This is a genomic window from Pseudomonas sp. Irchel 3H3 (assembly GCF_900187635.1).
GTDB lineage: Bacteria > Pseudomonadota > Gammaproteobacteria > Pseudomonadales > Pseudomonadaceae > Aquipseudomonas.
Genome location: NZ_FYEC01000028.1, coordinates 1 through 12,233, shown reverse-complemented (window position 1 = coordinate 12,233; position 12,233 = coordinate 1). Strand labels below are relative to the sequence as shown.

Sequence of the window (12,233 nt, the reverse complement as noted above, 5' to 3'; positions counted from 1 at the left end):
CCCATGACGGCGCAGCACTGGCCGGGCATGTCTGATAGGATTTCGGCCGCGCACGGGAAAACCTGAATCCGTGCTGATTTTTCACAGGATTTTTACCGGTTCCGATAGATCCTGTACGCCTTGCCATTCAGCTACGCTGAGCGCAGTGAACACCAAAAAAACTAGATAACGTGGCATGCCAGGGGCATCGCTTCATGGGGGATTGATGGATCTTTGGACGGCCATACAGGCGTTGATTCTTGGGGTTGTAGAAGGGCTGACCGAGTTCTTGCCGATTTCCAGTACCGGGCACCAGATTATCGTGGCGGACTTGCTCGATTTTGGTGGCGAGCGGGCGATGGCATTCAACATCATCATCCAGCTCGGGGCGATTCTCGCGGTGGTCTGGGAGTTTCGCCGCAAGATCCTCGACGTGGTCATCGGCTTGCCGACCCAGCGCAATGCGCAACGCTTTACCGCTAACCTGCTGATTGCCTTCCTGCCAGCGGTGGTCCTGGGGGTGATTTTCGCCGACCTGATCCACCATTACCTGTTCAACCCGATCACCGTGGCCACGGCCCTGGTGGTGGGCGGGGTCGTCATGCTGTGGGCTGAGCGTCGCCAGCACAGCGTGCGCGCCGAGACGGTCGATGACATTACCTGGAAAGATGCACTGAAAATCGGCTTCACCCAGTGCCTGGCGATGATCCCGGGAACCTCGCGCTCCGGCTCGACGATTATCGGCGGCCTGCTGTTCGGCCTGTCGCGCAAGGCGGCCACCGAGTTCTCATTCTTCCTGGCAATGCCGACCATGGTCGGTGCCGCGGTGTACTCGGGCTACAAGTACCGTGACCTGTTCCAGGCCTCGGACCTGCCGGTATTTGCCGTGGGTTTTGTCACCGCGTTCATTTTTGCGATGATCGCGGTCAAAGGCCTGCTCAAGTTCATCGCCAGCCACAGCTACGCGGCGTTTGCCTGGTACCGGATAGCTTTCGGCCTGTTGATCCTGGCGACCTGGCAGTTCGGCTGGATCGACTGGACGGCGGCCAAGGCGTGAACGCCCCCCGCAACGGTGTTGCCATCCAGCATCCGCGGCTCAAGGGCCTGATCTTCCTGGGCCTGTGTGCCTTGCCGCTGATCGGTTCCAGCCTGTTGTGGCTGCGCGGGGGCTCGCCGCTGGCGCTGGCGGCCTACGGCGTGGTCAGCGTCCTGGCATTCCTGCTGTACTGGAGTGACAAGCGCAAGGCCCGTACCGAGCGCTGGCGCACCCCGGAAAACGTCCTGCACGCAGTGGAGCTGGCCGGCGGTTGGCCGGGCGCGTTGCTGGCCCAGCAAGTGTTCCGCCACAAGACCCGCAAGGTCTCGTTCCAGGTCGTGTTCTGGATCATCGTGCTGCTGCATCAGGTGTTCTGGATCGACCAGTTATTCCTCGGTGCCGGCTTGTTCAGCCTGTTTTAAAGGAGCAAGCCGACCTGCACCCGCTTGGGTAACTTGCTCACCACCAGTTGGTGGGAACGTTGCAACAGGCCCTGCAGCTCAGCGGCCCCCAGCGGGTAGGGGGGCTGCATGATGATCCACTGGGCGCGCGCCAGATAAGGCGCCGGTCCTATCCCCGGGCGGTCGACGTGGCCGAGGAACAACTCCTTGTCCACCTTGAACGCCAATGAGTCGCCCCGTAGATTCTGCAGGGCGAACATCTTGTTTCCCGCTACCGAAAACACCCGCACGCCCCCCCATTTGTAATCTTCCCGGGCCCCAGGCAGGGTCAGGCAGAAGTCGGCGACCTGTTGTTCGCTCATCACCTTGGCTTTCATAGCAGTCGATCTCCACAGCCTTTGAACGATTCAGTCAGATGGTCTATCCACGCCCGCACCGCCGGCAACACGCCGCGCCGATGGGGATAGACGGCCTGCAACCAGCCACCGGGCAGCGACCACTGGGGCAGCAGTTGCACCAGCGTGCCGTCGGCCAGTTCCTGTTCGCAATACAGCATCGGCAAAATGGTGAAACCCAACCCGGCCAGGGTGCAGGCCTTGCGCACGACAAAGTCATCGATGCCCAGGCGCGCCTCCAGGCTCAAGTCGCAACTGTGCCCCTGCGCGTCGAGCATGCGCAAATGCACCAGGCGATCGGCTTCCAGGGCCGCGAGTACCGGCACATTTTTCAGGTCGTCGGGGTGTTCGATCTGGCGCTCGCGCAGGAACGCCGGGGTCGCGACGAGCACTGTTTGCGCCTGGCGCAGGCGGCGGGTCACCAGGAAGGGGTCCTCGTCGCCCAAATCACGGACCCGTAAGGCCACGTCGATGCCTTCGGTGACCAGGTCGACCCGGCGGTTGAGCAGTTGCATCTCCAGTTGTACCAGGGGGAAGCGTTCGAGAAACGTGCTGATCACGCTCGGCAGGAACTCATGGGCCAGGCCCACCGGGCACGACACCCGCAAGCGTCCCCGCGGCTCGCTGGTCATGCTGGCCACCGCTTCATCGGCCATCTCCGCCTCCAGCAGCATGGCCTGGCAGTGGCGCAAGTAACGTTCACCCACTGCGGTCAGCTTCAGTTGCCGGGTCGTCCGTTGCAGCAGGCGCGCACCCAGGCGTTCTTCCAGCTCGGCGATGCGTCGTGACAACCGCGACTTGGGAATCCCCAGCAACCGCCCGGCCGCAGCGAAACCGCCGGCTTCGACCACCTTGGCGAAATAGTAGAGGTCATTGAGATCTTGCATGGCGCGCTCGATTGTCCTATCAGTGGGACGAACTATCACATTGTTGCCGACTAATCGTCCATTGGATTCACCTGTAGGATTGTCTCAACTTGATCGCCCGGTGGCGATCCTCACTTGGAGATCCCACATGAAACTTCTGCATATCGATTCGAGCATCCTAGGTGACAACTCCGCTTCCCGTCAGTTGAGCCAGGGTGTGGTCCAGGCCTGGTTAGCCGCCGACCCGGCCACCCAGGTGACCTACCGCGACCTGGCCAGCGATGCCATTAGCCACTTTTCTGCCGCGACCCTGGTTGCTGCCGGCACCACCGCCGAACTGCGCAACGCCGCGCAGCAGCACGAAGCCGAACTGAGTGCTTCGACCCTGGCCGAATTCCTCGCCGCTGATGCGGTGGTGATTGCCGCGCCGATGTACAACTTCACCATCCCCACCCAACTCAAGGCCTGGTTCGACCGCATCGCCGTCGCCGGCCAGACGTTCCGCTACACCGAGGCCGGCCCTGAAGGCCTGTGCGGCAACAAGAAAGTGGTGCTGGTGTCGACCTCCGGCGGCCTGCATGCCGGTCAACCGACCGGTGTTGGCCATGAAGAGTATTTGAAAGTCATGCTCGGTTTCATGGGCATCACCGACATCGAGTTTGTCCGTGCCCATGGCCTGGCCTACGGTGATGAGGTTCGCAACAAAGCCATGAGCGATGCTCAGGTGCACATCAGCGAGCAACTGTTCGCCGCTGCGTAAAGCTTGCGTCAACCACTGGACTGCGCGCTTTGATCGAGAGTAAAACGATCAAGGCGCGCAGTTTTTTTGTGTCCGCTTAAAAATGCCGCTCCCGCAGCGTGAGAATGGCTTGGGTTATGCAGTGGGGTTATGCAATTCAGGTTTGCCAGCTTCGCGCTGAGCTCGATATTTCTACCAATCGGTTAACAAGGTGGGGCATGCCATGTCGCGTCTGTGGGCACTGTTACTGATCTGCCTGCTGGGCAGCCTGAATTCAGTGCACGCCGCACCCCGACTGACCCCACATTGGAGCGTCGGTTACCACTCCCTGAGCTTTCTCGACCCGCTGGACCTGCAACCAATGTCCGCCATCGCGTTTTATCCGTCGACTGGCATCGAACACCCCAGCATGCTGGAGGGCTATCAAATCCAGGCCACGCAAGATGCCCGGGTCGCCATCGGCCGTTTCCCGCTGCTGATGTTGTCGCACGGCAACACCGGTACGCCCCTGGCCCTGCACGACCTCGCCACGGCGCTGGCCCGCAAGGGTTTTGTGGTGGTGGCGGTGATTCACCCCGGCGACAACTCCAAGGACCACAGCCGCCTCGGCACCTTGAGCAACCTGTACGGGCGGCCGATCCAGATCTCCGAGGCCATCACCGCGACCCTGGCTGATCCGCTGCTGGCGCCATTCGTCAATCCCGAGCAGGTCGGGGTCATCGGTTATTCAGCCGGTGGTGAAACTGCATTGATTCTGTCCGGCGCCACTCCCGACCTCGATCGCTTGCGCCGCTACTGCCTGGAGCGCCCGGAGGATCGCGACGCCTGTAACACCCAGGGCGAACTGATCGTCGACCGTGACGACCTGCAACCGGTCGCCGATCCACGGGTCCACGCCTTGATGCTGATGGCGCCCCTGAGCCTGAAGTTCGGCCGGCAAACCCTGGCGGGAGTGCATGTGCCGGTGCTGCTCTACAGTGGCGATGGCGACAAGCTGGTGGCAGTGGACAAGAACGCGGCGGCCCTGGCGCGCAAGCTACCGACCGCGCCGGACTTCAAGCTGCTGGCCGGGGCCGGGCACTTTGTGTTCATGGCGCCGTGCAGCGCTGAACAACGGCTGGCCATGGCGGCCCTGTGCACCGATGCCGATGGCGTCGACCGCGAGGACATTCACCGCAACCTGATCACCGAAGCTGCCGCGTTTTTCTCACGCACCCTGGGCAAACCCAGCCGTGCCGGGCTGCAGACTGTCAGCGAGGAACATGGGTCCTGACGCAGTGACTAGCCCCGCAGGTGCCTGCGCTTGAGCAGCAAGGTCAGGCCCAAGCCGCTGATCGACAACAGCGCTGCGCCAAAGAAGATCCACGAATACCCCAGGTTCAACGCCACGGCTCCCATCAAGGGACCAGCAATCGCCAGTGCCAGATCGAAGAACACCGCATAAGCGCTCAAGCCGGCGCCGCGACTGCTGCTCGGGACTTGCTTGATCGCTTCCACGCCGAGGGCTGGATACACCAGGGACAGGCCAAAGCCTGCGAGCCCGGCACCAATCAGGGCCACAGTCGTCGAGGGGGCCAGCCACAACAGCGCCAGCCCCAGGGTCTCGATGCTCATGCAGGCGATGGCCGAGCTGTACCCGCCGAAGCGGTTGATGCAGGAGATGAACAGCAGCCGCGCGAGAATGAAGCACAGGCCAAACACCGTCAGGCAGTAGGCCGCGCCGGTCCAGCCACGGCTGACATAAAACAGGGCGATGAAGGTGGTCAGGGTGCCATAGCCGATCGAGGCCAGGCTCAGGCTGGCGCCAAAGGGCGCGATACGCCCGAACACCGACCAGAAGGGCAAGCGCTCGCCACGGATCACCGGCACCGAGGGTTTGTTGCGAATCAGCAGCAAGGCGGCCGCTGCCAGCACGGCCAGGGCAATCCCCAGGCTGGCGAAGCCCCAGGCGTCGATCATCACCACCCCCAGTGGCGCGCCGATGGCGATGGCGCCATAGGAGGCAATGCCGTTCCAGGAAATCGAGCGCGCCGTGTGTTCGGCGCCGACCTGGCCCATGCACCAACTGATGGTGCCGACGCCGATCAGGCCCTGGGCAACGCCCAACAACAACCGGCCGCAGATCAGGATGCCCAGGCTCAGCAGCGGCAGACTCTGCAGCAGGGTCGAGGCCAGGGTCAGCACGCCGCTGAGCAGGATCCCCAGCAGTCCATAGACAATTGCACGCTTGGTGCCGACGCTGTCACACATGCGCCCGGCCATGGGCCGGCTGAGCAGGGTGGCCAGGTACTGCGAGCCAATGGTCAACCCGGCCACCACCGCACTGAACCCCAGGTGTTCGTGGACATAACCCGGCAGCACCGCAATCGGCAGGCCGATGCAGATAAAGGCAATAAAGGTGTAGAACACGATGGAGACGATCTGCAGGGTGATCGCCATGGAACTGACGGGGGGTGTTTGCTGCGCAGACATGGGAGCTCGTTCGCGGGCGGGCGGTACCCGGCATCATGGCGTGCGGTTGGGATAAAAGGAAGCAGGCTAACGATATATGTAGTAACCATGGGCCTGTGTCCTGGCAGTCGGCCTGAGTGATAAAAGCGGGCGAGGCGGCCTAATGCTGATCAGTTAAGCCCTTTTGTAGGAGCGAGCTTGCTCGCGAAGAACTCAACGGCGCCGCGTTTATACTGAATACACGCGTTATCGTTGACGTTTTTCGCGAGCAAGCTCGCTCCTACAATTGACAGCATCGCTTAACTGATCGGCATTAGGCGAGGCGGCCTGGCTTTTCCTGGTGTACGAATTTCCCTTGTGGGCTAGCCTGCTAGCGATGGGGCCGGCCCCATAGCGAGTGTGCTCGCTCGCACTGTGTTTTGTTGCTGCTGGAAGATTTTGCATACACTCACCAGGAAGGGGACTGGGGGACGTCAGTTCAATCCCAATTTGCCCCGCAGCGTCGACAGGTCCTCGGCCAGGGTATTGACCGGTCCGATCAGGGCCTTGCGGTCGCGGTCCTTGACCTTGTCGTAGGTCTGGAAGCCACCGTCGGCGGTCCGGTACTTGGCGAGGATGCTGTTGACGCTGGCGAAGTTTTTGTCGACCTTGGCCACGAACGCCTGGTCCTGCTGCGTCAGTTGCCCACGGAACAGGTCGACGATTTTTTTCGCGCCGTCGATGTTGCCCTGAAAGTCATACAAGTCAGTGTGGCTGTAGCGATCTTCTTCGCCGGAAACCTTGATCGCCGCCACTTCTTCGAGCAAGGCCGCCGCGCCACCCACCACTTTTTCCGGTGGGAAGGTCAGGCCAGCCACTCGGGCCTGCAGGTCCTTGATGTCCTTGTCGAGACCGTCCGCCAGGGTCGCCAGACCCTCGGTGGTGTGCTCGGCGAACAGTGAATATTCGATGCGGTGGAAGCCAGTGAAGTCGGGCGCCTTGACCCCTTGTTCATGGTCGTCGACCCGGGAGTCGATGGACGCGTCGAGGTCGCTGAACAGTTCGGCGATCGGCTCGATCGACTCGTAGTACACCCAGGTTGGCGCATAGAGTTGTTGCGCGGTGGCCAGGTCGCCGCGTTTCACTGCGGCGGTGAACGCCTGGGTGTGGCTGGCCAGTTCATCCAACTGTTCAGTGACGTAAATCTTGTAGTCGGAGATCGGCCCCACCAGGTCCAGCGGTGCCGTGGCGGCGAAGGCCGGGAGAGGGGCGTGGAGCAAACCAAGGGCTGCGAGCAAAACGAGAGGCGATTTGTTCATGGGACGGTTCCGTGGGTGGGGTGTGAGGTGCAATCAGGCCCTGGTCATGGCCGGTGCAGCGCCAAGCAGTGAGCGACCGATGAAGTCCTGGTCGTCGGTGACGCCCGGCAAGCTGAAGAAGTACCCGCCGCCAATGGGCTTGAGGTACTCCTCCAACGGTTCGCCGTTGAGGCGGTTTTGCACGGTGATGAAGCCCTTGAGCAGGTCGGCCTGGTAGCAGATGAACAACAGGCCCATTTCCAGCTGGCCGTTCTTGCTCACGCCATTGGAGTAATTGAACGGCCGGCGCAGGATCAGATTGCCCTGGGTCGCGGCGGTGCGCGGGTTGGCCAGGCGGATATGGGCATCCAGCCGGGTCAATTGACCGTGGGGGTCCCTGGTGTAGTTCGGCACTTGGTTCTCATGGGTACCGTCCAGGGGTGCGCCTGTGGTCTTGACCCGGCCGATGATGCTTTGCTGTTCCTGCAGGGGCGTGCGGTCCCATCGCTCCACCAGGTTGCGGATGATCCGCACCACTTGATAGCTGCCATGGGCGGCCCAGGCCGGCTCCGTGCTGCCGGGCTGGACCCAGACCACTTGGCGCATGCTGCCGGGGTCGTTGGAGTCGGGGTTGGCCGAGCCGTCGCGAAAACCCAGGTAATTACGCGCACTTTGCGCCGCGACCCCGGGCTTGGCCGGTGCCTGCGGCGGTACGCTGCCTTCCTGTTTCCAGCGCACCAGCAGCAGGTCCGGCAGGTTCTTGACGATGTCGCGCAGGGCATGAATGTTGGTGTCGGCGCTGTTGGCGCAGAACTGCAGGCTCAGGTCGCCGTGGCAAAGATCCGGCTGCAGTGCATCGTTGGAAAACTCGTGCATGCGGATCAGCCGGTGGGGCTTGACGGGCGCCAGGCCAAAACGTTCGTCGAACAGCGATTCGCCCACCGACACGGTGATGGTCAGGTTGTCCGGCGTTACCTGCGGGCCAAGAATCCCGGAGTCCAGCGGCGGCAGCTTGGCGTCCAGCTCAGCCACCGGGCCGCCGGCCATCAGGAAGGCGATCCGGCTGTTGAGGGTGCGGAACAGGCGCTCGAGTTCGTCGCGGTCGCTGGCCAGCACATCAAAGGCTACCAGCATGCCGGCGGCCGGGCGTGGGGTGACGATGCCGGCCTGGTGCTGACCGTGGAAACGCTGGCGGTCCTCGGTCTTGTCGCTGCTTGGGGCCTGGGTGACTTGTGCTGGGCTGGCGGCCATGGCCGGGCAGCTCAGGGCGCTTCCCGCCAGCGCTATGCCAGCGGCCCCCATGCCCAGTAACACACGGCGACGCTGGGCACTGAATGGATCTGAATGGTTCATCTGTCGTTGGTCTTCTGCTTACAGGCCGGAAAGGCCAAGGGCGGGATCGATGCCATCGAGCGCGTCAGCCAGGGCCTTGGCCCGATCGGCGATGCGCTGGCGCTGGTCGGCGTTGAGGCGCTCATAGCCACGGTCGCCAGCCTGGGCGTTCAGGTCATTGAGCTCGGTTTCGAAGTCGCTGGCTGCACGATCAATCTGCGCCAACAGCGGGCTGGCACTCTTGACCAGCAAGGGGCGCAGCAAATCGAGCACTTTGCGGCTGACCGCCAGGTTGGCGGTGAATCCGTTGAGGTCGCTGTGGCTGTAGCGCTCCTCTTCACCGCTGCTGGCGCGCACCTGGGCGATGCTGCGCAGGTTGCGCGTGACACTGCTCACCAGTTGTCCGGGCGGCAGCGATTGCGCCAGCAGTTGTTGCTTGAGTTGGCCGACATCAGCCAACAGGCGTGCAGCGATTGGTCCCAGGCCCGCGGTGCTGCGCTGCTCGAACAAGCTGTATTCAATCCGGTGGAAGCCGACAAACTGCGGGTCCTGCTCACGCTGCTCGAAGTAGTCGGCGCGGGCATTGATCGCGTTATCCAGTTCGGCCAGGCGTTGCGCCGCCGGGGCCAGGCGTTGATAGGCAATGCGCGCAGGCATGTACAGGGCTTGGGCCTGCACCAGGTCTCCCGCATCGATGGCTTGCTGCAAGGCGCTGACCGCCTTGATCAACTCGGTGCCCTGGGTGCTGAGATAGACCCGGAATTCCGACAGCGGGCCGACAAACGCGAGCATCGAAGGCCGGGCCTTGGCGGCGGCTTCGGACGCGGCGGTCGGGGTCACGTGCAAGGTGCCGCGGGGATTGCTGAGCAATCCGCAGGTGATGCTGTAGTCGCCTGACAACAGGTCGGCGTTGATCACCTGGCTCAGGCCCGGGGCGATGTTTTCCCGTTCCTCGAGCACCAGCACGCCATCGAGGATTTCCCATTCCACGGCACGCTCGGAGCGGTTGACGATGCGAAAGCTGGTGGGGCCTGCCGGCACGGTCAGGGCGTTGGGTTCGCAACTGTGGGGGTGGATGGTCACGGTGATTTCACCCTGGTGCGCCTGACGCTTGGCGGCGGCCATGTGCGCGGCGTAGTAGAACAATCCACCGGCGGCGATCATCACCAGCACCGAACCGGCCAGCGCCCAGTGCAAGGTACGGGGTGGCAAGGATGAAAGGGGGACCTGGCTTGACATGTATGCCCTTACTGACTGGAAGCGGAAGCGGAAGCGGAAGAGGAGGGGCTGGCTGGCGGTTTCGCGGGTGCGCTGACCGGCAGGCACAACAGCACCAGGGCCACCAGCAGATAAATCCCGTAGGCACCGAGGGTGCTGACGGTGGGCGCGTCCTGGTAGCCGAGCATGCCGGCCAGCACCGAGCCCAGTGGGCCGTCCATTGGCAGGCTGGCGCTGAGGTCAAAAACCACCTGTTGCAGGTGATTCCACACCCCGGCTTCATGCAGGGCCTGCACCGAGTTGGCGAGAATCCCGGCGGCCACCCACACAATGAACAGCCCGGTCCAGCGCAAGAACGCCGCGAGGTTCAGGCGCATGCTGCCGCTGTAGATCAGCCAGCCAACGATAATCGCCAGGCCCAGGCCGAGCAGGGCACCGATTGGCGCTGCCGGGCCGCTACTCTGCTGGAACACCGCCAGCAGGAAGAACACGGTTTCCAGGCCTTCGCGGGCCACAGCGAAAAACACCATGGCGATCAAGGCGCCGACCTGATGCCGGGAGCTGCTCATGGCCTGCTCCAGGGACAACTGCAGCGAGTGCTTGATGGAGCGGGCGACCTTGCGCATCCAGAACACCATGGAACTGAGGATGGCCACGGCCACGAGGCCGATCACTGCCTCGAACAACTCCTGTTGTTTCTGCGGGAACTGCGCGCTCATCAATTCCAGGCCAGCGCCCACCAGCAGGGCCAGTGCGGCGGCGAGAAACACGCCGATCCACACCGCCGGCAGCCAGTGCCCGCGCCCGGTTTGCTTGAGGTAACTGGCAATGATGCCGACGATTAACGCCGCTTCAATGCCTTCGCGCAGCATGATCAGAAAAGGAACCAGCATTCAGCACCGTCGAGATAGATAGCAAGCTAAGTTGTAACATAATGATACTCATTGTCAGTCGAGGTTGATTGACATTTACCTGAACGAAGGCTGAACCAATTCCAAGGAAGGGTCGTTGCGCTGATCAGAGGCATTTTCGCGATTGAGTCAGCGCCTTGCCGTTGATCGGGGGCCAACTGGCCAGCCGGTACGTTAAGATGGCCCTCAAATAAAAACCGGGTCGCCACGCTTTATGTCGGAAAAAGACAGCATCTCCATTCACCTGGTGCGCGAAGCGCTGTTACAAAGCTGCGAGCCGGGTGCCGCCAGTCATGAAGTGCTGCTCAAGGTCGGTATCGAGCCGCGGTTACTTGAGGTGGCGGACGCCCGGGTGCCGGCTACCGCCTACGCCCGGCTGTGGCGGCTGCTGGCGCGGCGGCGCGACGACGAGTTCTTCGGCATGGACCCGCGCCAGCTGAAATCCGGCAGCCTGGCCTTTCTCTGCCAGTGCGCCATGGCCCAGCCGACGTTGGCGGCAGGTCTGAACAGCGGCTTGGGCTTTCTGTCGCTGATGCTCGAGCGCCTGCCAGCGCAACTGGTGCACCAGCAGAGCCTGGCGGAGATCGTCCTGCTGGAAGACGACCCGCAACCGCGTCGCGCCTTCACCTACTTCACTTATTGGATGATCGTCCACGGCGTGGCCTGCTGGCTGGCGGGGCGACGGATTCCGATCCTGGCCATTGAACTGCGTTGCGCCGAGCCGCCGTTCTGCGACGACTACAAGGTGATGTTTTCCGAGAACCTGCGATTCGACCGGCCACGGACCCGGATGATCTTCGCGGCCGACTGCCTCGACCTGCCGCTCAAGCGCAGTGTGCAAGAGCTGCAGCGCTTCCTGGCCCATGCCCCGGCCAACATCCTGGTCAAATACCGTGACCCGCAAAGCCTGGCCAGCCGCATCAAACACGACTTGCGGCATCTGCCGGCGCACACCTGGCCGGAGACCGAAAGCCTGGCGCAACAGCTGTGCATGTCGGCCTCGACCCTGCGCCGGCGCCTGGCGGAAGAGGGGCAGACCTACCAGGGTTTGAAAGACAGCGTGCGCAAGGAGCTGGCGATTGTCTGGCTGGCCGAACCGGCCATCAGCTTCAGCGACATCGCCGCCCGCCTGGGGTTTGCCGATACCAGCTCGTTCTACAAGGCGTTTCGCAAGTGGTCGGGGTCCAACCCGGGGCATTACCGCAGCCTGATTCTCAGCGACGCCGATTGAGTCGGTTTTAGCGCGCGAGCTGATATGGCTATCGCGGCATAGGTATCTACACAACTGTGGTGCGACGTTGCACCAGGGTGTTGGCTTAGACCGAGTACATATCCATTTTTGCGGTAACGGCCTCCTATGGTTCCGCCTGACGGCGGCTCACTTTTGAACAGCGCAAAAGTAAGCAAAACGCTCTTACCCCACCACTCGGTGCCTCGCTTAGGCTCGGCATGCCCGTACTCCGACATTGATTTGGGGGGCCGCCGCAATGGGCCCTCCCTGGCCCAGTGCGGCTAAACCGGCGTCCTGCCGGTTTACCCCCCAAATCAATATCGAAGTACGGCCAGCGTGGTTAACGGGGCGCCCAGGATCAAAAACAAAGCGAGGCGGCCTGAAAGCCGACCTGATC

12 protein-coding genes are annotated in these 12,233 nt (G+C 62.6%); 5 read left to right on the top strand and 7 right to left on the bottom strand.

From position 1 onward, the window contains the following. Positions 1-205: 205 nt before the first annotated feature. Together CKW24_RS22850 and CKW24_RS22845 are read left to right on the top strand one after the other, a co-directional pair. Entirely contained in the window at positions 206-1,036 is an 831-nt protein-coding gene (locus CKW24_RS22850; protein WP_095170436.1) for an undecaprenyl-diphosphate phosphatase, read from the top strand. Then, complete coding sequence (locus CKW24_RS22845) at positions 1,033-1,437, top strand: DUF1294 domain-containing protein (RefSeq protein WP_095170435.1); 405 nt, start codon at positions 1,033-1,035, stop codon at positions 1,435-1,437. Before CKW24_RS22850 ends, CKW24_RS22845 begins: the two co-directional genes overlap by 4 nt. Here the strand turns inward: CKW24_RS22845 and CKW24_RS22840 are convergent. Continuing rightward, positions 1,434-1,778, bottom strand: coding sequence for an MmcQ/YjbR family DNA-binding protein (locus CKW24_RS22840; RefSeq protein ID WP_095170511.1), 345 nt, complete (start codon positions 1,776-1,778; stop codon positions 1,434-1,436). The genes CKW24_RS22845 and CKW24_RS22840 overlap by 4 nt on opposite strands. Before the next feature lie 11 nt (positions 1,779-1,789). Beyond that, positions 1,790-2,698 carry a LysR substrate-binding domain-containing protein gene (locus CKW24_RS22835; RefSeq protein WP_095170434.1) on the bottom strand — a complete coding sequence of 303 codons (909 nt, stop codon included), beginning with the start codon at positions 2,696-2,698 and terminating at the stop codon, positions 1,790-1,792. A 127-nt stretch (positions 2,699-2,825) separates the two neighbouring features. On the opposite strand from CKW24_RS22835, the gene CKW24_RS22830 reads away from it, so the two are divergent. After that, on the top strand, positions 2,826-3,437 hold the full coding sequence (locus tag CKW24_RS22830; protein ID WP_095170433.1) for an FMN-dependent NADH-azoreductase: 612 nt from the start codon (positions 2,826-2,828) through the stop codon (positions 3,435-3,437). Between the two features lie 202 nt (positions 3,438-3,639). Further along, complete coding sequence (locus tag CKW24_RS22825) at positions 3,640-4,689, top strand: dienelactone hydrolase (protein ID WP_095170432.1); 1,050 nt, start codon at positions 3,640-3,642, stop codon at positions 4,687-4,689. Between the two features lie 8 nt (positions 4,690-4,697). On the opposite strand, the gene CKW24_RS22820 is transcribed toward CKW24_RS22825, so the two are convergent. The 5 genes from CKW24_RS22820 to efeU all read right to left on the bottom strand — a co-directional run bounded on the left by CKW24_RS22820 (position 4,698) and on the right by efeU (position 10,587). Further along, a complete protein-coding gene (locus tag CKW24_RS22820; protein WP_095170431.1) occupies positions 4,698-5,888 on the bottom strand; it encodes an MFS transporter in 1,191 nt (396 codons plus the stop codon). Positions 5,889-6,340: 452 nt separating this feature from the next. Further along, positions 6,341-7,165, bottom strand: coding sequence for an iron uptake system protein EfeO (gene efeO / locus CKW24_RS22810; protein ID WP_095170430.1), 825 nt, complete (start codon positions 7,163-7,165; stop codon positions 6,341-6,343). A gap of 33 nt (positions 7,166-7,198) precedes the next feature. After that, positions 7,199-8,497: an iron uptake transporter deferrochelatase/peroxidase subunit gene (gene efeB, locus CKW24_RS22805; protein WP_095170429.1), complete on the bottom strand. Its 1,299-nt coding sequence runs from the start codon at positions 8,495-8,497 to the stop codon at positions 7,199-7,201. An 18-nt stretch (positions 8,498-8,515) separates the two neighbouring features. After that, positions 8,516-9,715 (bottom strand): iron uptake system protein EfeO, encoded by a 1,200-nt coding sequence (efeO, locus tag CKW24_RS22800; protein WP_095170428.1) that lies wholly within the window; start codon positions 9,713-9,715, stop codon positions 8,516-8,518. Between the two features lie 8 nt (positions 9,716-9,723). Beyond that, positions 9,724-10,587 (bottom strand): iron uptake transporter permease EfeU, encoded by an 864-nt coding sequence (gene efeU, locus CKW24_RS22795; protein WP_095170427.1) that lies wholly within the window; start codon positions 10,585-10,587, stop codon positions 9,724-9,726. A 232-nt stretch (positions 10,588-10,819) separates the two neighbouring features. On the opposite strand from efeU, the gene CKW24_RS22790 reads away from it, so the two are divergent. After that, complete coding sequence (locus CKW24_RS22790; RefSeq protein ID WP_095170426.1) at positions 10,820-11,836, top strand: AraC family transcriptional regulator; 1,017 nt, start codon at positions 10,820-10,822, stop codon at positions 11,834-11,836. The last annotated feature ends 397 nt before the right edge of the window (positions 11,837-12,233 follow it).

What these genes read in the sequence shown, in the direction of transcription:
- CKW24_RS22830 (WP_095170433.1), top strand. Translation starts at nt 2,826, where the DNA reads ATGAAACTTCTGCATATCGATTCGAGCATCCTAGGTGACAACTCCGCT.
- efeU (WP_095170427.1), bottom strand. Translation starts at nt 10,587, where the DNA reads ATGCTGGTTCCTTTTCTGATCATGCTGCGCGAAGGCATTGAAGCGGCG.
- CKW24_RS22820 (WP_095170431.1), bottom strand. Translation starts at nt 5,888, where the DNA reads ATGTCTGCGCAGCAAACACCCCCCGTCAGTTCCATGGCGATCACCCTG.
- efeO (WP_095170430.1), bottom strand. Translation starts at nt 7,165, where the DNA reads ATGAACAAATCGCCTCTCGTTTTGCTCGCAGCCCTTGGTTTGCTCCAC.
- CKW24_RS22790 (WP_095170426.1), top strand. Translation starts at nt 10,820, where the DNA reads ATGTCGGAAAAAGACAGCATCTCCATTCACCTGGTGCGCGAAGCGCTG.
- CKW24_RS22835 (WP_095170434.1), bottom strand. Translation starts at nt 2,698, where the DNA reads ATGCAAGATCTCAATGACCTCTACTATTTCGCCAAGGTGGTCGAAGCC.
- efeB (WP_095170429.1), bottom strand. Translation starts at nt 8,497, where the DNA reads ATGAACCATTCAGATCCATTCAGTGCCCAGCGTCGCCGTGTGTTACTG.
- CKW24_RS22825 (WP_095170432.1), top strand. Translation starts at nt 3,640, where the DNA reads ATGTCGCGTCTGTGGGCACTGTTACTGATCTGCCTGCTGGGCAGCCTG.
- efeO (WP_095170428.1), bottom strand. Translation starts at nt 9,715, where the DNA reads ATGTCAAGCCAGGTCCCCCTTTCATCCTTGCCACCCCGTACCTTGCAC.
- CKW24_RS22840 (WP_095170511.1), bottom strand. Translation starts at nt 1,778, where the DNA reads ATGAGCGAACAACAGGTCGCCGACTTCTGCCTGACCCTGCCTGGGGCC.
- CKW24_RS22850 (WP_095170436.1), top strand. Translation starts at nt 206, where the DNA reads ATGGATCTTTGGACGGCCATACAGGCGTTGATTCTTGGGGTTGTAGAA.